The 24,292-nt window shown below is 31.7% G+C and carries 22 protein-coding genes, 1 pseudogene and 1 riboswitch; of the genes and pseudogenes, 13 read left to right on the forward strand and 10 right to left on the reverse strand.

Annotation, left to right across the window (positions count from 1 at the left end; translation table 11 throughout):
* Nucleotides 1-82: 82 nt before the first annotated feature.
* Complete coding sequence (locus tag HYG84_RS07320) at nt 83-1,264, reverse strand: cation:proton antiporter (RefSeq protein WP_212381695.1); 1,182 nt, start codon at nt 1,262-1,264, stop codon at nt 83-85.
* Nucleotides 1,265-1,320: 56 nt separating this feature from the next.
* Nucleotides 1,321-1,379, reverse strand: a riboswitch (Fluoride riboswitch).
* Nucleotides 1,380-1,606: 227 nt separating this feature from the next.
* Between HYG84_RS07320 and HYG84_RS07325 the strand changes: the two are divergent.
* The 4 genes and pseudogenes from HYG84_RS07325 (at nt 1,607) to HYG84_RS07340 (ending at nt 4,045) form a co-directional block, all read left to right on the forward strand.
* A pseudogene (locus tag HYG84_RS07325) lies at nt 1,607-2,232 on the forward strand (IS607 family transposase).
* Nucleotides 2,210-3,343, forward strand: a complete 1,134-nt coding sequence (locus HYG84_RS07330) for an RNA-guided endonuclease InsQ/TnpB family protein (RefSeq protein ID WP_212381697.1) — start codon at nt 2,210-2,212, stop codon at nt 3,341-3,343. The pseudogene HYG84_RS07325 and the gene HYG84_RS07330 overlap by 23 nt, the downstream one beginning before the upstream one ends.
* 173 nt (nt 3,344-3,516) lie before the next feature.
* On the forward strand, nt 3,517-3,780 hold the full coding sequence (locus tag HYG84_RS07335) for a YkgJ family cysteine cluster protein (RefSeq protein WP_212381699.1): 264 nt from the start codon (nt 3,517-3,519) through the stop codon (nt 3,778-3,780).
* Nucleotides 3,781-3,817: 37 nt separating this feature from the next.
* The gene (locus HYG84_RS07340) at nt 3,818-4,045 is read left to right on the forward strand and encodes an EFR1 family ferrodoxin (protein ID WP_212381701.1); all 228 of its coding nucleotides are present in this window, start codon (nt 3,818-3,820) and stop codon (nt 4,043-4,045) included.
* A gap of 68 nt (nt 4,046-4,113) precedes the next feature.
* Here the strand turns inward: HYG84_RS07340 and HYG84_RS07345 are convergent, their stop codons facing one another.
* The gene (locus tag HYG84_RS07345; protein WP_212381703.1) at nt 4,114-4,503 is read right to left on the reverse strand and encodes a hypothetical protein; all 390 of its coding nucleotides are present in this window, start codon (nt 4,501-4,503) and stop codon (nt 4,114-4,116) included.
* A 133-nt stretch (nt 4,504-4,636) separates the two neighbouring features.
* Between HYG84_RS07345 and HYG84_RS07350 the strand changes: the two genes are divergently transcribed.
* Nucleotides 4,637-5,956: a pyridoxal-phosphate dependent enzyme gene (locus tag HYG84_RS07350; protein ID WP_212381705.1), complete on the forward strand. Its 1,320-nt coding sequence runs from the start codon at nt 4,637-4,639 to the stop codon at nt 5,954-5,956.
* A gap of 109 nt (nt 5,957-6,065) precedes the next feature.
* Here HYG84_RS07350 and HYG84_RS07355 read toward each other — a convergent pair whose 3' ends face one another.
* The 3 genes from HYG84_RS07355 to HYG84_RS07365 are packed head-to-tail and all read right to left on the reverse strand — an operon-like array spanning nt 6,066 to nt 9,395.
* The gene (locus tag HYG84_RS07355; protein ID WP_212381707.1) at nt 6,066-7,973 is read right to left on the reverse strand and encodes a CotH kinase family protein; all 1,908 of its coding nucleotides are present in this window, start codon (nt 7,971-7,973) and stop codon (nt 6,066-6,068) included.
* A 12-nt stretch (nt 7,974-7,985) separates the two neighbouring features.
* The gene (locus tag HYG84_RS07360) at nt 7,986-8,678 is read right to left on the reverse strand and encodes a DUF4956 domain-containing protein (protein WP_212381709.1); all 693 of its coding nucleotides are present in this window, start codon (nt 8,676-8,678) and stop codon (nt 7,986-7,988) included.
* Nucleotides 8,679-8,708: 30 nt separating this feature from the next.
* Entirely contained in the window at nt 8,709-9,395 is a 687-nt protein-coding gene (locus HYG84_RS07365; protein WP_212381711.1) for a polyphosphate polymerase domain-containing protein, read from the reverse strand.
* 190 nt (nt 9,396-9,585) lie between these two features.
* On the opposite strand from HYG84_RS07365, the gene HYG84_RS07370 reads away from it, so the two are divergent.
* Nucleotides 9,586-10,257 (forward strand): response regulator transcription factor, encoded by a 672-nt coding sequence (locus HYG84_RS07370; protein ID WP_212381713.1) that lies wholly within the window; start codon nt 9,586-9,588, stop codon nt 10,255-10,257.
* 2 nt (nt 10,258-10,259) lie between these two features.
* Nucleotides 10,260-11,468 carry a sensor histidine kinase gene (locus tag HYG84_RS07375; RefSeq protein WP_212381715.1) on the forward strand — a complete coding sequence of 403 codons (1,209 nt, stop codon included), beginning with the start codon at nt 10,260-10,262 and terminating at the stop codon, nt 11,466-11,468.
* Between the two features lie 75 nt (nt 11,469-11,543).
* Here the strand turns inward: HYG84_RS07375 and HYG84_RS07380 are convergent, their stop codons facing one another.
* Nucleotides 11,544-12,911, reverse strand: a complete 1,368-nt coding sequence (locus HYG84_RS07380; protein WP_212381717.1) for an MATE family efflux transporter — start codon at nt 12,909-12,911, stop codon at nt 11,544-11,546.
* A 288-nt stretch (nt 12,912-13,199) separates the two neighbouring features.
* Here HYG84_RS07380 and HYG84_RS07385 point away from each other — a divergent pair, with 288 nt between their 5' ends.
* A complete protein-coding gene (locus HYG84_RS07385) occupies nt 13,200-13,697 on the forward strand; it encodes a methylglyoxal synthase (protein ID WP_212381719.1) in 498 nt (165 codons plus the stop codon).
* A 188-nt stretch (nt 13,698-13,885) separates the two neighbouring features.
* Here HYG84_RS07385 and HYG84_RS07390 read toward each other — a convergent pair whose 3' ends face one another.
* From HYG84_RS07390 to cysK, 3 genes are all read right to left on the reverse strand, one after another.
* Nucleotides 13,886-14,785 (reverse strand): polysaccharide deacetylase family protein, encoded by a 900-nt coding sequence (locus HYG84_RS07390; RefSeq protein ID WP_212381720.1) that lies wholly within the window; start codon nt 14,783-14,785, stop codon nt 13,886-13,888.
* A gap of 33 nt (nt 14,786-14,818) precedes the next feature.
* On the reverse strand, nt 14,819-16,180 hold the full coding sequence (locus tag HYG84_RS07395; protein WP_212381722.1) for an MATE family efflux transporter: 1,362 nt from the start codon (nt 16,178-16,180) through the stop codon (nt 14,819-14,821).
* Between the two features lie 271 nt (nt 16,181-16,451).
* Entirely contained in the window at nt 16,452-17,384 is a 933-nt protein-coding gene (gene cysK, locus HYG84_RS07400; protein WP_212381724.1) for a cysteine synthase A, read from the reverse strand.
* A gap of 242 nt (nt 17,385-17,626) precedes the next feature.
* Here cysK and HYG84_RS07405 point away from each other — a divergent pair, with 242 nt between their 5' ends.
* The 3 genes from HYG84_RS07405 to HYG84_RS07415 all read left to right on the forward strand — a co-directional run bounded on the left by HYG84_RS07405 (nt 17,627) and on the right by HYG84_RS07415 (nt 20,371).
* Entirely contained in the window at nt 17,627-18,223 is a 597-nt protein-coding gene (locus HYG84_RS07405) for a hypothetical protein (RefSeq protein WP_212381726.1), read from the forward strand.
* 429 nt (nt 18,224-18,652) lie between these two features.
* Nucleotides 18,653-19,660, forward strand: a complete 1,008-nt coding sequence (locus tag HYG84_RS07410) for a GIY-YIG nuclease family protein (RefSeq protein WP_212381728.1) — start codon at nt 18,653-18,655, stop codon at nt 19,658-19,660.
* A 144-nt stretch (nt 19,661-19,804) separates the two neighbouring features.
* Nucleotides 19,805-20,371, forward strand: coding sequence for an HDIG domain-containing metalloprotein (locus tag HYG84_RS07415; RefSeq protein WP_212381729.1), 567 nt, complete (start codon nt 19,805-19,807; stop codon nt 20,369-20,371).
* Nucleotides 20,372-20,643: 272 nt separating this feature from the next.
* Here HYG84_RS07415 and HYG84_RS07420 read toward each other — a convergent pair whose 3' ends face one another.
* The gene (locus HYG84_RS07420; RefSeq protein ID WP_212381731.1) at nt 20,644-21,336 is read right to left on the reverse strand and encodes a cyclase family protein; all 693 of its coding nucleotides are present in this window, start codon (nt 21,334-21,336) and stop codon (nt 20,644-20,646) included.
* Nucleotides 21,337-21,800: 464 nt separating this feature from the next.
* On the opposite strand from HYG84_RS07420, the gene ftcD reads away from it, so the two are divergent.
* Nucleotides 21,801-22,709: a glutamate formimidoyltransferase gene (gene ftcD / locus HYG84_RS07425; RefSeq protein WP_212381733.1), complete on the forward strand. Its 909-nt coding sequence runs from the start codon at nt 21,801-21,803 to the stop codon at nt 22,707-22,709.
* A gap of 159 nt (nt 22,710-22,868) precedes the next feature.
* Nucleotides 22,869-24,284, forward strand: coding sequence for a dihydroorotase (locus tag HYG84_RS07430; RefSeq protein WP_212381735.1), 1,416 nt, complete (start codon nt 22,869-22,871; stop codon nt 24,282-24,284).
* Nucleotides 24,285-24,292: the final 8 nt, after the last annotated feature.

A 24,292-nucleotide genomic window follows, 5' to 3' on the forward strand; every position in this document is an offset into this window, starting at 1 on the left:
AATTATATCATATGTGGTCAATATTTTTTATGATGTAGCAGGTCCTTTGGTCAAATTTAAAATTAAGGTATAACAAAATATATTATTCAACTATTAATAATTTTTCTGCAGATTTACTAATACCTATAGCGCCCAATGGTGCAGTCAAGATTATTGATAACACTGAAATAGCTAGAATAATGTCTCCAGAGGCCACATCTAGCGATAAAGGGATAGAACCTATTGCAGCTTGGACTGTGGCTTTGGGTACATACGAAATAACACAAAATAGCCTCTCTTTTAAGTTTAAGTTGCTTCCTATTAGTGATATTAATACTCCCAAACTTCTGCCTAAAAGTCCTATTAATATTAATTCAATACCCACTTTTCCTGCATTGGTAGCTACATTTATATTTACCTCCGAACCCACTAATACAAAAAGAAGTATCTCTGCAAATATCCATACCTTATTAAACTTTACAGCTAATCTTTTACCTATGTCAGGGCTCTTCTCTAATATTATAAATCCTATGGTCATAACCCCCAATAATCCCGCCAATTGAATTCTGCTCTTTAACAGATCTTCAAGTGCGGAAAGTAAAACTCCTGCGCCAAGAATAATTAATACTTTTTTTGTATCACGGATATGGCGCTTTTTAAAAAGTTTAATTAATATTAGGCCTATAATAATACCAACAAAAATACCTAAAATAATAGCTAATGGAATTTCAATAACTTTAATCCCTATATTAATTTGCTTTCCACTATATAAACCTAAAAATGTACTAAATATTGTAATAGCAAAAACATCATCTATCGAAGCGCCTGCCAATATTAAAGTCGGTATATTTTTATTAGTGCCTATCCTTTTTTCCATAAGATTCAGCATTTGAGGAACTACTACAGCTGGAGAAACAGCGGCAATTATAAAACCAAGTATTCCACCTTGAATAAAAGAAAAGCCTAAAAGCTTAATAGAAGCAAATGCAATAAAAAATCCTTCTATTAAACCTGGAATACAACTTAGTTTTAGAGCTGTTTTGCCTATTCCTCTCAAAGATTTTTTATTTATACCTAGTCCAGCCCTTAATAAAATAATAATTAGGGCAATTCTTCTAAAATCTGCGGAAACGCTGAGTATATCAGAACTAAGTATATTTAGTCCGTATGGACCTATAACTACTCCAATAACAAGCATTCCTAATAGTCCTGGTAAATGAATTCTTTCAAAAACTGCATTTGCAAATAGTCCAAGCAAAATAATTATAGCCAAATCTACTGCCATCATAATACCTCCTTAATATTAAACAAAAAAACTCCTACAGATACAATTATAAAATTGAATCTGTAGGAGTCATTAGCCTTTGGCAATTATGGTGAACTCCATCACCTTATATTATGTTTTATTTTAATTACACTATACTTTAAATTTATATATAGGTCAAGATAAAGTATTTGGTAAGAATATTATAGATAAAAATCTTATAATGAATATATAAATATGTTATTATTGTTTTTAAGTAGATTAGGAGGATGAGTAACAGTTAATAAAACGTTGTAAAACTTTATAAGGCTATTTTGAATTTATATAATATTTGCATTATAATAAATTCAAGAGGTGATATAAATGATATATTATTCAATAGGAAAGTTTTCTAAATTAATAGGAAAAACTTCTCAAACATTAAGGGAATGGGATAATAAAAATATATTAAAACCACATCATGTTGCTCCAACAGGATATAGATATTATTCACAAGAACAACTCAATCATTTTTAGGTACAAAAGGTATTGAAACTAAAACTAAAAAGGTAATTAGATATTGTAGAGTTAGTTCCCACAAACAAAAAGATGATTTAGAAAGACAAGTTGATAATGTTAAAACTTATATGATTGCTAAAGGTTACTCTTTTGGCATTATTACTGACATAGGAAGTGGAATAAATTACAATAAAAAAGGATTAAATCAATTAATAGATATGATAACTAATTCAGAAATTGATAAGATAGTAATTCTATATAAAGATAGATTATTAAGATTTGGTTTTGAAATTATAGAAAATCTATGTAATAAATATGGTACTACTATTGAAATTATAGATAATACTGAAAAGACCGAACAACAAGAATTAGTTGAAGATTTAATTCAGATAGTTACAGTTTTTAGTTGTAGGCTTCAAGGCAAGAGAGCAAATAAAGCAAAGAAAATGATTAAGGAGTTGTTAGAGGATGATACTAGCGAAGAAAGTTAGATTATTTCCAACTAAGAAGCAGGAAAAATCACTTTGGAAATCAGTTGGTACTGCTAGATATATTTATAATTGGACACTCGCCAAACAAGAAGAAAATTATAAAAATGGTGGCAAATTTATAAGCGATATAGATTTAAGAAAAGAGATAACTATTTTAAAAAAATCCGAATTAAATTGGTTAAATGAAGTATCTAACAATGTGGCAAAACAGGCTGTAAAAGATGCTTGTAATGCTTATAAAAACTTTTTTAAAGGATTAGCAGATAAACCTAGATTTAAAAGTAGAAAAAGAAGTAAAAAATCTTTTTACAATGACAATATGAAACTAAAAGTTAAAGAAAACAAGTTAGTTAATATTGAAAAAGTTGGTTGGATAAGAACGAATGAGCAGATACCTGTGAATGTTAAATACTCAAACCCTAGAATATCATTTGACAATAAGTATTGGTATTTATCTGTTGGCATAGAACAAGAAGAACAACATCAAGAATTAACAGATGTTAGTTTAGGAATAGATTTGGGATTGAAAGATTTAGCAATATGTTCAGATGGTAAAGTTTATAAGAATATTAATAAAACAAGAGTTGTTAAAAAAATAGAAAAAAGACTGCGTAGGTTGCAACGTCAAGTCAGTCGTAAATACGATAAAAATAAAAAAGGAAAGGAGTATACCAAAACTAGCAACATTATAAAACTCGAAAAGAATATACAACTACTGCATAGAAAATTAGCAAATATCAGAAAAGATTATCTTCATCAAACTACTACTGAAATAGTGAAAATCAAGCCATTCAGAGTAGTTATGGAAGATATTAATGTAAAAGGCATAATGAAGAATAAGCACTTATCAAAAGCCATAGCAAAACAAGGCTTTTATGAGTTTAGAAGAATGTTAGAATACAAATGTAAATTTAACGGAATAGAGTTGGTTGTTGCAGATAGATTTTATCCATCTTCTAAAACTTGTAGTAAGTGTGGAAATATCAATAAAAGCCTTAAACTTTCTGATAGAGTTTATAAATGTGAATGTGGGTTATCTATTGATAGAGATTTGAACGCATGTATAAACTTATCTAATTACGTGTGCCCTAATGGGTATAAATCAGCATAAAATCACCAACAAGATAACGCTGATATGTAGGATTCGTTGTATCCGAATTTACGCTCTCGGACTACTATATCAAACTAAAGTAGATTAACTTCGGTTATTCAAAATAGGGTAGGTTGAACAGAGAATTAAACAAAATCTTTAGAGTTTTATAAGGTTTTGGCAACGGTATGTTTATGGAATGTAGAACTGGCTGTGGAGCTTGTTGTATTGCGCCTTCAATATCATCACCAATACCAGGTATGAATGGTGGTAAACCTGCAGGCGTTAGATGTATTCAGCTAACAACGGATAATAAATGTATGTTATTTGGAAAAAGAGAAAGACCAGCTGTATGTATTAATCTAAGGGCCTCAGAGGAAATGTGTGGCAAAGCTTCAGAAGAAGCTTACTCATATTTAGAATATCTTGAGAGGGCTACAGATATTATTAATATGTAATATATATTTTATAATAGATTGGGGGAGGGGATATAATATGATAGTTTACTTTACAGGTACAGGAAATTCTCTACAAGTAGCTAAAGATATATCTAAGTATCATGGAGAAAAGCTTTTTTCTATATCTGCTTTAATGTATAAGGGAAAAGAGATCTATGAATACATCCTAAAAGATGATGAAAAAATAGGCTTTGTTTTTCCTGTATATGCTTGGGGCGCTCCTAAGATGGTATTAGATTTTATTGCAAAACTAAAACTAAGTTAGTAGTGAGATAAAATAAGGGGGACGATTCCTCGGCACTATGTGGCAAAGGAACCGCTCCCTTTAATTATTTAAGGCTTTAGAATATCGTCCCATTTAGCTAATTCCACCTTATCATTACTTATATCTTTAATTTTAATAGAATTTTTAAACCTATTAAGTCTATCTTTAGCCATATTTATCATTTTTAGAACTCCTGCATTCTTTGTTGTTGATGTTCCTCTAATTAGCTCATTTAATGCAGGGTCATTAACTATAATAGTTATTTCGTCATCCTGATACTTTTCTAATTCTTTCAAAACAGTCAACAGTGCAAATGGACCTACTACTGCCGGTTTTTTATAATCCTTTAGAAGGGACTCTTTTAATATAAGGTCTTCACCGTTATAAATACGATATCTGATCTCTATATCTTCTCCTTCATAATATGCTGAAATTCCAGTTAAATAAACTGTAATCATTTAAATCACCATCTCTTTCTTTTGTAATCTTTTTCATGTAATATATCCTTTATTATAGAACAAACTAATATTATTTAATACTTAAATTTATAAAAGGAGTGATTTTTTGAATAAGCCAGGAAGGACCCCCTTAATGAGAGCTAAAAATCTAGAAAAGTATCTGGGCGTAGAAAAAATATATTTAAAACTTGAAGGAACAAATCCTTTTGGACATAAGTTTGATAGAATTTCTGAGGTAATAGTTAAAGATGCACTAAGCCATAAAAGTAAAGGTCTTTTGGTGGATGGTTCTGATGATTATATTAATTCAATTATCCATTTTTGTGATAAGAATGATCTAGGTGTAAAAATTCCTTTATTCAAAACCGAGAAATGGAAGGAAAGTTTATTTGATAATAAGTTTATTATAGACTTTAGAACAGAAAAAATAGATAATAAACATCAGTTTGTAGATAAATATTGTAGAGAAAATAATTTCTATAATGCATCTAATCAGTATGCAAATAAACATCTTAGCATGATCTCTCTGCAGAAAATAGGCGAAGAGATCGCTGAAAAATTAGGAGATAATATAAGTACCGTGTTCACTCAGCTGAGTTATGGATATACAGTATCAAGCCTTTATAACGGATTTGTCAATAAGTGGGTTGAAGGGGATATAAATAAATATCCTAAAATATTTTCATGTACCATACCAAAGGGCAATGCTATATTTGATGATTACAAGAAAAATATGAAGATAGGTGATCTTGAAGAGTATGACATAAAGGTTAATAAATATACGAGAAATCTATTTACGGGAGAAGGGGTACTTCTTGGAGATACTTTGAAAGCTATACATGATACAGATGGTAAAATAATATCTATAGATGAAAAAATTTTAAAAGAAAGTGTTCAAGTTTTAAGAAAACAAGAAAATATAATACTATCTACGGAAGAAGGTTATTCATTTGCTGGATTTTACAAGCTTGCTAAAGAAGGGAAGATAAAAGATGGAAAGCATGTAATAGTTCTTAATGATGGTAAAAGTGACCTAGAGCTTTATCGAGTTACTAACTTTGACAGATATTCTAAGGAAACAATTGTACAGTGGATAAAAGAGTGGCTACAAAATTATTCGGATCCTATACAAGAAACTGAAGATGCAGTTGAATCTGCAGTAAAATCTGGATTTATAATTATAGCCCTTAGAAATAACGTACCTCAAGCTGTATGTGTAGTTGTAAACCTCGGTTTTAAAGATTTTATTCCTACATATCATCTAGGTTATATAGCTACAAAGGAAGGAAATAAGGGCCGAGGTATAGCTACAGAGCTTATTAATCAAATAATAGAACTAACAGATGGTAAGTTATCTCTTCATGTAGACCTCGATAATAAAAGGGCTAGAAAGCTATATGGAAAGTTAGGGTTTAAAACAGCATATTATAGAATGATATATTCTGCTGAATAATATAAGATAATTGAGTATGTTAAGAAAAGACCTAAACGTTGCATATTATATAAACGTTTAGGTCTTTTAAATAGGGAGATTACAATAATTTTCTTGAAAAAGCATTATATTATTTTGCTAATCCTCGAATATATTTACGTCTTTTAAACTTATATACAAAGAATATAGCTAATATCATAATCAAAGTACATACTCCTGTCACTATTAAAGAGGGAATAAGGTTTCTAGTATTTGATCTATTCCTACCTCCACCCATGTCTCCACCAGGAAAACCGCCACCTCTTCCAGGACCATTTTGGAAATTTTCTAGATTCATATTTGAAGGTATATTTTTCATAAATTCTATTGCTGTATCATCAAGTCCTAATTCTTTTAGCTTGTTAATTTGAGAATCAGTTAATTCTCCTCCATCAGCTGTTTGTATAATTTCCATAATCTCTTCCATATTTTCTGAGTTAATAGTATCCTGCATAAAACCACCTTGAATATTGTTAGGAGGATTATCTCTATTTATATTTTCTTGGTTTCCAACATTAGGAGGGTTACCCATATTCATATTATCTTGATTCCTATTATTAAGACGATTCTCACTACCCATATCATTAGGCATATTACCTGGTTGCCCCATATTATTAGGTCTATCCCTATTATTGCCGCCACCAGCTCTGTTAGGTCCGGCCATTCCACCAGCTCCACCCATACCCATACTACCAAGGGCATTTAAGTCCAAATCTACTGCGCCTGCTGTTGTTTCTCCTGCCAATTGTGCAATAACACTTTTAGCCCTTAGTTTACCAAACTCCTTAAGTACTGGAAGGGACGCAGTATATTGCTCGTAGGTGTAAAAGGCAGTTGCATCATTTTTAACATATTCATTTATTAAATTATCTAGATTAGTAACAGTTGTTTTAAACAGTCCACTATTAAAATATAATTTAACTGCCTCTTCTAGATACTTATTATAAATCTCTTTATACTCTGGAACTTCAAGTAGCTTGCTAATAAGAGGGTAATTTTCTCCATTGCCGCTATAAGGAGTGTTAATCGAAAAATCTACTGCTTGTTGTCCATTTCTAACTTGAAAACCTCCAAAGGCCATATTAAGATCCCAAGGTAAAATAGAGAATACACCATCTTTTTCATATAGAAGATAATTATGATTAAAATTACCGACATAACTATCTAAATTAACAAGTAAATTGTTTACAGCGAAATAGCGAAGTACCTCGTCAACGTCCAAGTATTTTTCAAGGTCTGTTCCACTGTTAAGGTTTTTAATCATTTCAACTACCTTATCAAAATCTTTGTCTGTAATTTTTATTTGAGCGTTATCTTTAATACCCTGATAGCTGGAATGATTTTCATCTGCCAACTTTAGCGAAGAACCAGTATCTTCAGGTTTATAAAGACTGCCATAGTCATTACCAAAATTTCTACTTAGAAAGCTTTCTTCAGTGGCTTCTACTGCAAGATAAAGTCCCCAAGGTTCACCATTTATATTTATATTTGTAAAGGAATTTAGAGGGGTAACTATATCCATTTTTTCAAACAAATCATAGGCAAGATATTCCTTCATATATGTTGTATCGCTTATCATATTATTGATAACAAATTTATCAAGTCCATAATAGGTTTGCCCCTTAACATATTTATCAAATTTTATTTTAAAGCTAAATCGATCTGTTGTATCATCTTGTGCAACAGATCTAAGGCTAGAATTTCCCTTTGGACGAATACCAACATTATAAAAAGTTTCACCATTTATAGTTATATCAGCACTTCTATACTCTTCATCTAAAGCATTTTCTATAATCCAATCCCAATCTTCTTGTTTCATTTTTATACTAATTTCTGCTACCTCATCTTTTTTGAACAAACGGCTAGCATACTCAACTTCAGTAGTTGAAGATGGAGTTATGCCTAAGCTTTGGGGGGATAATATAAAAATAGATGTAAAGATTATAGTAACAATCATCAAAATTATTATAATTAAATTGATATGTCTATTCCCTAACATTTAACATCACTCCTAAGACATATATTCACCGTTGTAGCTTACAAGTACAGCGTTATTTACTCCTTCAAACTTAGTTATATCGTTGATAAATGTTGTGGACATATTTTTAAGTCTTACTTCTACAGATAGTTCTACATTGTTGCTAGATGATACAGTCTTTGATTTTACAATATATTTGCTAACTCTACTGCTTATAAACTCCATTACATTGTCTTCGCATTTATCTCCGGTCATATTAACAAGTACTATATATGGATTATCTGTACTCTTCTTATTAACAAATACAAGTAAAACTAGACCTATAAATAAGGATCCTAATACTGCAAGGGGAATAAGCCCTGCACCAATGACAATACCAACACTTATAGACCAGAATAAGAAGGCAATATCGATGGGCTCTTTAACAGCAGAACGGAATCTAACAATAGAGAGTGCACCAACCATACCAAGAGATAGCACCACATTAGATGTAATTGCTAGAATTATAAAGGTTGTAATCATTGTCATTGCCATAAGGGAAGCACCAAAGTTAATAGAGTACATTACACCTTTAAATGTTTTTTTGTAAACTAAGAATATAAATAAGCCTAATACAAAGGCAAGGCCCATGGCTAAAACCATATCTAAAAGAGAGAAAGATGTTACTTTTTCAAGAAAACTTGACTTAAAAATATCATTAAAAGTAATTTGTTTTGCTGCATTCATTTTTCAAACCTCCATTATTAATATTTTAAATTAGCCATATATTCTACAAGCTGCATATTTAGAAACTGATGTACTTCTATGCTCATTTGTTTGTAGCATATCGCTTATTATCTCAGGTAGAAACTCATCAAATTTAACCTCTAAAATGCTATATCCTGGAGGATACATGCCTATTGTAGGTAAATTTGGATTAAGCAAATCCTTAGAAAAAATACCAGTCTTAATATTACTATCTATAGTAATTCTTACATTACCAGGTTTATACATATAGGCTTCTCTAGTGTAGTCCACCACAGTTTTAGGTCGTAAAAACTCGGTTTGCATTTTAATATAAAGCTCTAAAAGTAAAGGGTTATTAGAGTCTGACATCCAAGCTATATCTCCTTCTACTATACGTTTACAGTTTTCATAGCTTATTTGCACAGAATCCTTTAAACATAAGCCCCTGGTTTTACTTTTCTTTTCAAGCTTTATAAATGAATGATCATCATTATAAAAACGAATTCTAAACTTTTCACGGTTATTAAGTCCATCTAGCTTCTCTAAAAGAGCTTTGTCATTAAAGTTATCGAAGTATAAACTTCTAATTTTATATTTGCCATCTTCAAGAGCAAAAGTATCTGGACTCATTATTTGTTTTAACCTAGTCCTTAAAATACAACCGTCTAAACTATTAATAAAATGTTTTATTTCATGTCTGAATTTTGGTTTATCCATTTATTCACCTCCTAGTATCAATGTCCACATATTTAATTTACAGTATGATCCTTAATTTAATCTTAAACTGAAGATTAAATTGAATAATTTTAAATTTAATTTTGTTTTAAGCTTTGTATGCTATAATAAAGAAAATTTATATCAATATATAGTCAAGTTAAAAATATAAAAATAAAAGGCGTGATACAAAATGAAGGTTTTGTTAGTTGAGGATGAAAAACAATTATCAGAAGCATTAATACAAATTTTAAAGCAAAATAAGTACATGGTAGATGGGGTTTATAACGGTGAAGATGGTCTAGACTATGCTTTAACAGGTATTTATGATGTAATAATTTTAGATATAATGCTACCAAAACTGAATGGACTTGAAATATTGAAAAAGATAAGAGAAGAAAATATCTCTACCCCTGTTATATTACTTACAGCCAAAGGAGAAGTATTAGACAAGATAAAGGGACTGGACTGTGGTGCCGATGATTATCTTCCGAAACCATTTTCTACGGATGAGTTATTGGCAAGGTTAAGAGCATTAACTAGAAGAAAAGGCGAAGTGATAAACGATGACACATTGTATTTTGAAGATTTTTCTTTAAATTTATCTACCTACATACTTGAAGGTAGGAAAGGTAATGTAAGACTAGCACTTAAAGAATTAGAAATACTTAAATATTTTCTATTAAGACCTGGAATAGTAGTCAACAAAGAGGATCTTATAATAAAGATATGGGGGTATGAATCTGAAGCTGAGAATAATAATATAGAGGTATATATATCTTTTTTACGGAAAAAACTTCAATATATTGGGACGCAGGCTAAAATATCTACCATTAGGGGAGTAGGTTATAAATTGGAGGAGTAAATATGTTTAAAGAATTAAAACAAAAGTTTGTTATTATAAACATGTCCCTTTTAACATTTGTTTTTGTAGCTATTTTTATTGCAATATATATACTAACTGCATTCGGCGGGGAGCGTCAACTAGCTTTTGACCTTGATAAAATTATTAATGCCCCTCCGAAGCCATTCCCAGGAGGGCCGAGGGTAGCTACAAGTTTAGTTGTAGAGTTAAATAAAAACAATGAAATTATTGTATTTTCGTCTTTTATAGCTATGGAGGAAGATATTATTAAAGAAGCCGTATCAAAGGCCATAGAAATACACGAGAATTCTGGAAAAATTAAAGCGGGAGATTTTAATTATTCTTTTATTAAGAGAGAAACTCCTTTTGGCACAAAAATAGCATTTGTTGATAGAAGTCGGCTTCAGGAAAGTTTGAGAGATATTTTGATTATATTTGTTATAGTAGGTGGGGGTAGTCTTATTGTGTTATTTTTAATTAGCGTATATTTAGCTAATCGTACTATTAAACCTATTAAAGAAGCATTTGAAAAACAAGAGCAGTTTGTTGCAGATGCATCCCATGAACTCAAAACCCCGCTAGCCATAATTAAAACCAATTTAGCTGTAATTTCATCGAATCAAGAGGAAACTATAGAAAGCCAGTCAAAGTGGATCGGCTTTATACACTCACAAACCGAAAGAATGTCAAATCTTATTAATGATATGCTGTCTTTAGCTAAAATGGATTCATTAGAACAACCATTACTTTTCCAAAGTTTTAATTTAAGTAATGTGTTAGATGGAGTCCTATTATCCTTTGAGGCAGTCCTATTTGAAAATAGTATTGAACTAGAAACAGATATTCAGGAGGAGATATATTTTTACGGGCATAAAGAAAGTTTTGAGCGTTTAATTAATATATTAGTGGATAATGCAATAAAAAATACACCTAAAGAAGGGATAATTTCAGCAAGTTTAAGCTCTAAGAAAAACAATATAGAAATCATAGTAAAAAATACTGGTGCAGGTATTGCTTCGGAAAATACTGAAAAAATATTTGAAAGGTTTTATCGTGAAGATTCTTCCCGTTCAAGAGAGAGTGGTGGCTATGGATTAGGCTTAGCTATTGCAAAATCAATTGTACAAAAGCATAACGGTAAAATATATGTTGAAAGCAATATTGGAGTTGATACTTCATTTATTGTGCAGCTACCTCAAGGTAGGTTATAGGTGTTAGTAAAATGTATTAATGGTATAGTTAATCGACATAATGTGTCGATTAACTATACCATTGTTTATCATTAATTATTCTTCTGCAATTATTCCGCTAAACTCCAGTTTATCTTCTAATAAAGATAAGCCCCTCTTAATAAATATTACACCGGTAATAGCTGCAATAGCATCTGTTACTGGATATGTTATCCATGCTCCATTTACACCCATAGTACTTACTAAAACAATAACTATAGGTATGAATAATAACAGTTGTCGGTATATAGATAAAAAGAAACTAACTTTTGCTTTATTTATTGCCTGATTATAGTAAATAGAAACATAGTAGATTCCGATAACTGGGAAAATAATAATTGTAGTCCTAAAGGCTTTAACCGTTTCAACTAAAATATCAGGCTCTTTTATAAAACTTGCAAATATTTGAGTTGAAAAGATCATCATTCCACTCCATAAAACTACCGAAGTGGCGGAAACCATTTTAGTTGTTATATCAATAATTTTATTTAGTTTTTGATAATCCTTAGCGCCATAATTATAGGCTGCCAAAGGCTGCATTCCAGAACTAATCCCAATAATAGTAATATACATAAACATAGATACCCTTGTAATTGCTCCTACAATGATAATAGCTGTATCTCCACCAGTAGGTAGTAATAAATTATTTAAAACAGCTATTACTATAGCATCTGATATTTCCACTATAAAGGTTGCAAATCCTATTGATATAATAGATTTTGATATATCTAAATCAAAGGACATTTTAAGTTTTAAATTAAAATCTCTTTTACAGCTATACATTTTTACTAAGGCGTAGATAAAACCAATAGTTTGTGATGAAACAGTTGCAATTGCAGCTCCTGCTACGCCCATTCCAAATATTGCTACTAATAAATAATCTAACACTATATTAACAATAGTACCAATGGAAAGTGCAGTTACGGTTACCTTAGGATTACCAAGTGCAATAATACAATATCCAAAGATATTAGTAAAACTCAAAAATAAACTGCCTATTAAAACTATTGAAATATATTTTTCGGCAATTGGATATATTACATCACTCGCACCTAAATTGTAAATTAAACCTTTTCTAAATAAAAAGATTAATATTGGAAGCACTATAGAAGCTATTAGTCCTAAAGTGATAGCATTAGCAATATTTTTATTTACCTTACTATAATCCTTTTCGCCTAAGGATCTAGCAATAGAAGTAGAAGTCCCAACTCCTATTAGTAGAGATGTAGCTATTATTAATCTTTGAATAGGAAAGGCAATGCCTAAGGCTCCAACAGCATTTGCACTTACATATTTACCTACAAAAAATGTGTCTACCATATTGTAGAGCTCCGAAACTAAAATGGTTATTACTCCAGGCACAGCAAATTGAATTAGTGCTTTTAATACATTTTTCTCTCTAAATATTTTAGTTTGATCTTTCATATTATCACCTCATAGTCAACGCGGCTTAGTAAAACCCACCAGCTGGCTTATTTGGTTGTACTTTACGTTAATTTTCATTTTATATTTTATTTCCTGCATTGTTTCGTTCGTCTAACTATTATATCATAGGATATCCCAATCTCATAACTTTAAAGAAGTTTTAAGAAAAATGGTGAAATTTGTGGAATATTAAAGCGACAATTTTTTTTACTAGAAGAAGCGTATATTTAAGCCTATATGGACAATATAAAACTAGTTTAGTAAAATTAAATTAAAGGGGGAGTTTAGATGGATATAGTAAATGATTATACTATAATTAAAATGAAAAAGCAAAAGAATATAGCACTTATTGCACATGATAACAGAAAAGAAGATTTAGTAAATTGGGTAAAGGTAAATAAAGATAGGTTAGAAAATCACTTTTTATGTGGAACTGGAACTACTGCTAAGCTTATTGCAGACACTGCTAAGCTACCAATTATAGCTTTTAAAAGTGGACCTTTAGGTGGAGATCAGCAGATAGGATCTCGTATAGCAGAAGGGAATATAGACTTTATGATATTTTTCTGGGATCCATTAGAAGCCCAACCTCATGACCCCGATGTTAAAGCATTACTTCGTATTGCAGTTTTATATGATGTACCTGTTGCAAACAATCGTTCTACAGCGGACTTTCTACTTTCTTCTCCACTGATGAATGAGGAATACAATAGGAAAATAATTGATTACTCTAAAAGGATAAGTAGTAGGGCTAAAGAGTACAGTAATAATATAGGTAATAAGTAAAGAAGCCAATGAAAATTTAGATAAGTGAAGCTCATATGATTAAAAGAATAACAGTAAGATTAAATGTTATTGAAGGAATGCTTTATTATTGGCAAGCAACTGCTGAAATTGACGAAAAATTGATAGAATTGATTAGTGAGTAAATATTTTATCTAAAACTAATAAAAGACCTAAACACTTCTAACCAATTAGTATTTAGGTCTTATTAAGTTTAAAAAACTTTTTATTAATTTTTTAAATAAAGGCTCTCGGCTTAGTCCAACTTTGATCTTAAATTTTGCTATTGTGGTAGATGGAAAAACACCCTGTCTATTAAGTTCAAATATAGGGTCTCCAGTTTTTACGAAGCCTTCTTTAACTGTAAAGGCCATCTCGTATTCCAAATCTTGTAAAATCTGAATGGTTTCATCCGTATAGTGACCATATGGATAAGCGAAGTAGGGATTATGTACAAGCTCTAGGTTTTTCCTTAAATCTTCTTCTACTTCTGTCCTAGGCTTGGTTACTACATAACTTTTATTATCATCAGTTAAGTAATGAAGTTTATGTGTATGACATGCAAACTTAAAAACATCTTGGCTTAACTCCATCTCTTCCCAGCTAAGATATTGTATCTGGGTAGGATCAAATGAAACTGTTGTATCGGAAATTCTATCTGTAATCATAAATATTGTGGAAATAAATCCGTATTCTTTTAAAATTGGATAAGCATATTCATAATTACTCTTGTAGCCATCATCAAAGGTAATTAGAACACTTCTTGAAGGTAGGTCCCTTTCTCCTAGTATAAATCCTTCAAGCTCTTCTAAGGTTATACTCCTATATCCTTCGTTGTATAATAACTCCATTTGTTCTTGGAAATTTTCTACGGATATAATAGAAGGATTATTTTTCATAGTATTCTCTTCATCTCTAAGTAGATGATGATAGACCAAAACAGGAATTTTTTTAGCAAACCTAGTCGAATCAGAGATAGAACTATTATTGATACCCACAGGCTTTACTATATTAGGAGAATAGATAGATCTAACAATAAGAACTGTAAATATTAAAGTTAGCATTAGTAATAATCGTGATTTTTTACTCATGATGTATCTCCTCCTCAAATAGTATAGGAACAATTAGTCAGTAACCTGACGTATCCATTCGTTTGTTTTTAATCTTTTTAATGTGAACGCTACCTTTGCTACCTCCTCTAATCCTACCAATAGTACTACTATTTCCACTGGAAGTTTAAACACAAATGATCCTAGAAAAGCTAAAGGAACTCCTACTCCCCACATAGTTAAGGCTTCCACCTTGAGGGCATGGCCTGCATCCCCTCCACCCCTTAAAATTCCTACTATAATAACTACACCAAGCACTTTTATACACATTATAAGGGAAGTAATATATAAAATTTTTAGTGCGCTATTGTACACTTCTTCGGAAATATTAAAGAATGAAAGTACAGTGGGTGCACTAAGGGCAAGTATAATTCCTATAAAAATTCCTACAATTATAGAAAGTTTTACAAATCTTCTTGTATATTCCTTGCCTTTTTCTATGTTTCCGGCCCCAACTTGATGTCCTATCATTACTGCGGCACCGTTTGCAAGACCAAAGGTAAATACCATAAAAATATTTTGAATTGTAGTTGTAATCTGCACGGCAGCCATAGCCTGTGTACCTAAATTACCATAGGCAATAGCATAAATAATCATAGCTATAGCCCAACACATGTCATTTATAACTACAGGAATAATAGTTCGCAAAGCTCTTTGTATAAAGCTTTTGTTTATATCTAACATTTGTTTCCACTTAGCTGATAAAACTCCTTTTTTAGTATAAATATAAAAGATTAAAACTATAGCTTCCGCTATTCTAGCAATCAGAGTAGCAAGGGCAGCTCCTTTTACACCCATTGCAGGGAAACCTAAGTGTCCAAAGATAAAAATATAGTTTAAGCTTGCATTTACTAGCAGGGCTACTATGCTAACTAGCATAGGTGCAACTGTATCTTCAACACATCGGGATGATACTCCAAATACTAAGGATACAGCAGTAAAAGCATAGCTTATAGAAACTATCTTTAAATAATGTACCCCAAGCCCGATTACATAAGGGTCTTTATTAAACAATTTCATTATTGTCTCTGGCATTATAAAGGCTATTATTGTGAAAAGGATAGAAAATATTATACTGGATATTAGACTGAGTCCTAGAGTTCTACGAATATTTTCTTTATCTTTTTGTCCCCAATATTGAGATATAAATATTCCAGCTCCGCTTGTTATACCGACTATTAGAAGATTAAATAAAAAGAAATATTGGTTAGCTATACCTACGGCTGCAATTTCAATTTCTCCTATTTTACCTATCATTATAGTATCCACCATGTTTATAGAAGATGTAATAAGGTTTTGTATAACAATTGGTATTGCTAGTTTTAATAGTGTATTATAAAAACTTGATTGTCTGTTTTGTAATTTTTCTACTATCATTGTTATCACCTTTCATTAAATAAGGACCCAGTTTATACGGAGTCTTACAGTCTCTAACTATCAATAAAAAAACACCTTGTGGATTCAGACAAAGTGTTTTGTACTGTTTGGCTATCACCATACATGTATGCTATTATACCATATAAAAGATACTTCTGCTAATAGAATAAATATATCCCATACAATCTAAGACTTCGAGGAACTGTTATATAGAAAAGAGAAGATAGACTCCATAAAATTGTATGGAGCTCCTTCTCTTTTTAAATGATTATTAACCTTCAAATAATGGAGTAGATAAATAACGTTCACCTGTGTCTGGAAGAATTACAACAATGTTTTTTCCTACATTTTCAGCGCGTTTTGCAAGCTCTGTTGCTGCAACTATAGCGGCACCAGATGATATTCCTACAAGAAGACCTTCTGTTTGTGCAAGTTTTTTCCCAACTGCAAAAGCATCCTCATTACTAACTTTAATTATTTCATCATAAATTTTTGTATTAAGAGTATCAGGAACAAAGCCTGCACCAATACCTTGAATTTTGTGCGGACCTGCCATGCCCTCTGAAAGAACAGGAGAGTCAGTAGGCTCAATTGCCACAATTTTAATATCAGGATTTTTTGATTTTAAATATTCACCAGCCCCTGTTATTGTTCCTCCTGTACCAATACCAGAAACAAAAATATCAACCTGACCATCAGTATCATCCCAAATTTCTGGTCCTGTTGTTCTTTTATGGATTAACGGATTGGAAGGGTTAGAAAATTGACTTGGAACAAATGAGTTTTCTATCTCTGCTGACAGTTCATCAGCTTTCTCAATTGCACCCTTCATACCCTTTGCACCATCTGTAAGTACAATCTCTGCGCCATAGGCTTTTAAAAGATTACGTCGCTCTATACTCATCGTTTCAGGCATTGTAAGAATTATTCGGTATCCTCTTGCAGCTGCAACAGATGCAAGACCTATTCCTGTATTCCCACTTGTCGGTTCAATGATAACTGAATCAGTTTTTAACAAGCCCTTTTCTTCAGCATCAACAATCATTGCATATGCAATTCTGTCCTTTACGCTACCTGCCGGATTAAAATATTCCAGTTTTGCAATTATCTTTGCTTCCAAATCATGCTTTTTATTATAGTTTGAAAGCTCTAGAAGTGGGGTTTTCCCAATAAGCTCAGTTAAACTTTTATGAATTTTTGACATAATCAACACCTCCATTTATACCATACTAAATAGGTATGTTTAGTATGGTATCATTATATTCCTTTAGTTTAAAATTATCAATAGTTTTCCCTAAAATTTTAATTTGATAAAAAATAAATAATGAAAATCATTTAAATTTAGAAGATTCAATGTTTCAAAATCAATTGGGCCATTAAAGGATTGATTTTAGCTGAATTTTTATATTATAATGATTCTATTGATAGAAAAGGTGGTGGGATTTTATGAAAGATAACATTACATTGGCGGAAGCGTTCCTTATCCTTAAAAATAAAGAAAATGAATTGGATGAGATATTAACTGCTAGATTTGCATGCCTTCAAAATACTTACAAGAAGGTAAATGGACAAAAAGAACTTATGCATGAACCACATGAAATATCAGTAAATGAATTAACATCAAAATCAGAGATACTAATGAAAGAAATTAGAAAATTAAGGCTTATAGTTGCTAAGGCTAATCTAGAAACCTTAGTAGAATTTACAATAGACGGAGAAAAGATTAGTTTACAAGAGGCTATTTATCTTGTAAAGCAATATAGAAATGAGTTGCCTAGATTAAAGCAAATGGGTGAAATGAGAATCCACAGTGAAATTGTAGACCCCACTCCAAGATATACTCCTCGAGTGCCTGGTGGCATAGTGTCTGGCGGAATAGATCGTAGTTATGAGCAAGTAATGGAGCCTAGCTTTGATACTAAGGAATATAGAAAAAAAGCAGAAAAAATGGAAGTTCTTATTACAAAATTAGAAGTAGCAATTAATCAAGCAAATTATTCTATTTTTGTTGATTTAGATGGAATAGGAGTAAAACAAATATAACTAGAATTCTTAGGATGATAAGAGTAAAGATTAGTTTCTTGGTGTAAGGGAACTCTTCATTTAGTTGTGGATACTATAAAATCCCTCTTATCGCATAAAGATGCTACTTTTATGAGTGAAGACGGTTCTCTCATGCGAACTATGGACATGGGTGGGAGTAGTACCGAATTTACTACAAAAAATAAATCTATAGAGATTGAGCTTTTTAAATTGTGAAGCGGACAGTTGAAAGATTACATTTGACAAGTTATAAGACTGACAATTCTCAAATTAAAACTGACAATTGAATCTGATACGGTAAATCAAAAACTTAATGTCTCGTCATAAAAGTAGCCAACCAATATAAATAATTAAGGGTTCGGTTTATTTACGTATTACGTAAAGAACTGAACCCTTGTATTATTAAAATTATAATAGTAGGTGATTAACTTGCCAAGGATACCTGAAAATTTGATAGAGAAAATTGAATCTATACCAGCGAAACCGGGAATTTATCAAATGATGGATATTGATGGAAATATTATATATGTTGGCAAAAGTAAGACCCTTAAATCGAGGGTAAAATCCTATTTTTATACGGAACATAAATTGAATAAAATAAAGAGAATGGTATGTAATATACATGATATCAATTATATAGTTACTGATACACATTTAGAAGCCCAAATACTTGAATGTGCTCTTATAAAAAAATTAAAGCCGATATATAACAAGCAATTTAAAAATGATAAAAGGTATATGTATTTAAAAATAGAAAACTATAATAGATTCAAACCAATATCAATGGTATATGATAGACAAAGCGAATATTGCTTTGGACCATATAGAAATAAAAACATTTTATTAGATATAATTAAATTTTTTCAGAACATATGTCCAATAACAAAATTCGGGAACATATATGAATTTAAGTACAAAATATTGCTACAATCCATGGATAGGGAGAGCTTTGAAAAGAATAAAGAATGCCTAATAGAAATATTTTATAATAAAGAATGTATGTTGGATTTTTTATCTGACCTTCAAGGGAGGATGGATAGGGCAGCCTCCGACCTACAGTTTGAGATGGCTACAATTTATAGAGATATGATAAATCATATAAAGTATTTGTATGATAATAACACAAATGAGTCACATGAAATAAGTGATAAAATTTTGATGGGAGAAAAAATAGACGATGGATACAAGATTTTTTATATTTCAAAGAATCGAATTATATTAAAAAAGAAATATAAAGAGCTAACAAAAGAATCCATAGGAGAGTTTTTGAAACAAGCTCAAGAACTAGAGATTAAGGTGCCACATGTTATAGATGAAAAAAGAGATTTAGATTTTAAGAAGATAGTTACTAGGGAAGTTAAAGATGATGCTTTAAAGGCTATACTATTTATTCATAATGACTACAGTGTGGATGAGTTTATAAATAATATGTGTTAATTTAAAATTTTCTGTTATTTCTTTGATTTGACTGAACCTTTGGAGTATAATTAAAATTACATTCCAGTTCACAGAAATAAGGAAAATAAAGATACTGGATTACAATTAAATACTAATGAATAATGGAAAAGGAGAAGAAGTACTATGGAAACACGTCGAGAAGCATACGAATTACTTACAAAATATAATACGAGCAGTAGTCTGATAAAACATGGCTTTGCAGTCGAAGCTGTTATGCGCTATTTTGCACGAAAGTTTGGAGAAGATGAGGAATATTGGGGAAATATCGGACTGATTCATGACCTCGATTATGAACTTTATCCTGAAGAGCACTGCCATAAAACAAAGGAAATTATGGAGAAAGAAGGAATAAGTGAGGATATAATACGTTCTGTGATTTCACATGGATGGAATATATGTATTGATGTAAAACCAGAACATAAAATGGAAAAAGTTCTTTATACGATCGATGAGCTTACAGGCCTTATTACAGCTACAGTTTATATGCGTCCAAATAAGAGTATACTTGACCTCGAAGTCAAATCCGTTAAGAAGAAATTTAAATCAACGGGCTTTGCTGCTGGAGTTAATCGTGAAGTAATACTTGCAGGCTGTGAAATGCTGGAAATGGAACTTGATACGGTTATTCTTTGGACAATAGATGGTATGAAGGAGGCGGCGAAAGAACTGGAGCTTGTAGGGGAACTTTAAACTTGAAAAAACGAAAAGAAACCGTATAAATATTTTTGATTGTGCTAATGCCTATGTGCATTTTTGATTATTGATAGTTACTTTTAAAATGTACATAGATGTATCAAGTATAAACAAATTATTTTAAATGTTATCCATAAAAAATCTACAAAAAAGCTGATGTATTGAGGTTATATCCCTAATACATCAGCTTTTTACTTTCAGCACCAGTTGCCGCACCTTCAATTATTGCAGTGGTTTTATAAATCTTAGTTTTTAAAATTAACTTTTCTCTATTCCTCAACCAAGGCCACAGCCCTAATAGGCGAACCAGAGCCATCTCGTATTTTAAGAGGTAACCCAAAATATAAAAATCTTTTATTTACAAGCTTATCAAGATTGCATAGGTTTTCTGTATTTGTAATGTCGTACTCTCCACATACTAAATGCCCAGAAAAGTCTAGATCATCGGGATGATCTATGGCAGGGGCATCCACTCCGATATTTACGACACCCTTTTCTGCAAGCCACTTTGCAGCGTTATAACTAAGTCCTGTATATGTGGTTTGCCACTTATCTGTACCAAAATTCCTATCATAATGACCAGTGTATAGAAGGATAATATCTCCATGTTCCAGCCTTTGTCCGGATTTAGAGAGAGCAGTTTCTAAATCATTAGGCTCGATTTTCCTTGTAGGTGGTATGTGAGATAAGTCTATACATATGGCACTTCCCCAAAAATACTCTAGAGACATTTTGTCTATAGTAGCACCAGAGGGTTTATACTCCCACACGGCATCACAGTGGGTTCCGCCATGCTCGCTAATAAGCAGGTTGCGGGCAGAGAAACCTAGTTTTTTACTTCCTGTGGCCTCCATATTTTCTTCATGGGTCATATTAGTCATTATAAAAGTTGGTTGGTGCATTGGAAAAACTGACATTCCTTGAAAAATCTCCTGAGACAAATCAATTAAACGTAAAGCCATTTTTATTGCTCCTTTCTTATTATAGGTTGTTTGTAATTTCATCATATACCTAAAAATCTTAACATATTATTTGTATGAAGCATTTGTTTGCTAAAATTACTTCTAAGCCTAGAAAGGAATAATTAAGATTGAGTGAGTTGTCTATACAATACTACTTAATTTAATATAATCCTTCTTTTATTTTACCTCCTAGTATCTTAGTAATTTTTAAAGAGTCCATAGATTAATATTGAAAATTAAAGGGTTATGGTAGAGGCAATTAATCCTATGCTTAAGGATTAAAAAATATAATCGTAGATTTTATACAAAAACCACTTAATTTAACATATTGATTTAATGGATTAATTGTAGAAAGACTCCAAAGGATAAAAAAAATTTTTATTGAAATTGTTGGTAATATTTTAAAAAATTTAAAATTTATTAAATATTAAAAATTAAATAAATATATACAAGGAGGTTTTGAAATGTCAACAGAAAAACAATATGTATTGGCTGTACCAAACTTTAGTGACGGAAGAAGAAAGGATGTAATTGAGAGTATAGTTAATGAGCTACAAGATATAGAAGGGGTAAAGCTTGTGAGCTATGAGCCAGAGCATGACTTTAACAGAACAGTTGTAACTGTAATAGGGGAGCCTGAGCCTTTAAAGGAGGCACTACTTAAGATGGCAGGGAAAAGCTATGAGCTAATAAATATGGAAGAACAAAGCGGAACCCATCCAAGAATTGGAGCCCAAGATACTATTCCAATATTCCCATTTAAAAACATAACAATAGAAGAGTGTATAGATATTGCAGAGGAAATAGGTAAAGAAGTATACGAAAAGTATAATGTTCCTGTTTATTTTTCAGGATTTAATGCACGTTGTGAGGAGAGAAAAGCTCTGTCATTTATTAGAAAAGGTCAATATGAAGGATTAAAGGAAGTCGCTCATTTAGATGAAAGAAAACCAGACATTGGTCCAGCTGCACTACATCCAACAGCAGGAGCAACTATAGTAAGTGCAGATAATGAAGGATTAACTGCTTACAATATTTTTTTAGCAACGGAGGATCTTGAAATTGCTAAGAAAATAGCTAAGGGAGTAAGAGGACCTAGTGGTGGATTCTCCACAGTAAGAGCAGTAGGAATTAAATTCCCGGAAAGATCTGGAGTTGTAGTTTCGATGAATATGTTTGATTGTGCTTCTACCCCTCTCTATAGAGCATTTAACTTTGTAAAAGGTGAGGCAGCCCGATATGGGGTAGCAGTGACGGGCTCAGAAGTAGTAGGACCTGTAAAACTAGATTATCTTCTTAACTCCCTAGAATACTATTTAGGACTAGAAAACTTTAGAAAAGATCAAATACTTGAAAGTCATTTAATGGGATAAAAAATCATCTGATGCTATTCCATCGACTTCTGTTCCACTCAACTTTAAAGCTAAGCTTTAGTATTTCAAGTATTCAAAACATTGCCGAAGATGTATTTCTATAATGGATTTGTGAGTAATAATAATTAGTTAATAGGATAAAAAAGGGGGATATAAATTATGAAATATGATGTAATTGTTAAAAATGCGAGAATTCCACAGGGAGATAACACAATACTTACGAATATACTCATTAAGGATGAAAAAATTGCAGGCTTTATTCAAGACTTAGAAGGAGTCGATTATGCTAAAGAAATTGATGCAGAAGGTCACCTAACAATTCCAGGATGCTTTGATTCCCATACCCACTTTATGGATCCAGGATTTACCCATAGGGAAAACTTCTTAACAGGAACTTCCTCAGCAGCTGCTGGTGGTATTACTACCATTATGGATATGCCATGTTGTTCTAAGCCTTCAGTTAGAAGTATTCCAGAGTTGGAGTCTAAATTAAATGCAATAAAAGACAAGGCAATAATTGACTTTGCATTCTGGGGTGGGGTAACTGGAGAAGACGTAAGAAATGATAATTTAGAGCATGTTCAGGCTCAAGCAGATTATGGAGTATGTGCTTTTAAAGTATATATGACACCATCTGTACCAACCTATGAAAGAGTAACAGATCCAGAAATGTTGGAAGCCTTTAGAGCAGTAGCAAAGACAGGACTTCCAGTGGGAATACATGCAGAAAACTATGCAATGTGCGACTATTACGTTAAAAAGTTCCAAAAAGAAGGAAGAATGGATGGACCTGCTTGGGCAGAGGCTAGGTTAGAATTAGCTGAAAAGGCTGCAATTCAACTAGGTATAAGCTTTGCAGAGGAAACAGGAGCAAGGCTTCATATTGTTCATATGAGTACAGGAATTGGTGCAAAACTGGTAGGAGATGCGAAGAAGAGAGGCCTTGATGTTACTTCTGAAACTTGTCCGCATTATTTAACATTAAATTATCAAGATGCAATGACAGAACATAAGCAATATGCAAAAATTGCTCCGCCACTTAGAACTAAAAAAGACAATAAGGAGCTATGGGAAGGCTTGCAAAATGGAAGTGTGGACTTTATAGGTACAGACCATGCTCCCTATGAAATAGAGACAGAAAAAGAAGCTGAAGGTGTTAATATTTGGACTGCTTTTCCTGGTATTCCAGGGGTAGAAACTATGGTCCCTATACTTGTTAGCGAAGGCTATAACAAAGGTAGATTAACTCTTAGTAGATTAGTAGAAGTACTAAGTACCAATGCTGCAAAGCAATATGGACTTTATCCTAAGAAGGGGGCTATGCATATAGGTTCAGATGCAGACCTTACAATTATAGATCTTGATAGAGAGTGGACTATAGACCAGAAGAAAACATATTCAATGGCAAAATATAACCCACTTCATGGATTACAACTAAAGGGTAAGCCAGTAAAAACTATTGTACGTGGTACTCTTGTTTATGATGATAAAGAGGGTATTGTAGGTAAAGAAGGTTTTGGTCAATTTGTAAAGAGACAAAGCATTCAAAAATTAGATAAATTAATTAAATATTAAGGAGGAGA

This window comes from Alkaliphilus sp. B6464, from assembly GCF_018141165.1.
Taxonomy (GTDB): domain Bacteria; phylum Bacillota; class Clostridia; order Peptostreptococcales; family Natronincolaceae; genus Alkaliphilus_B.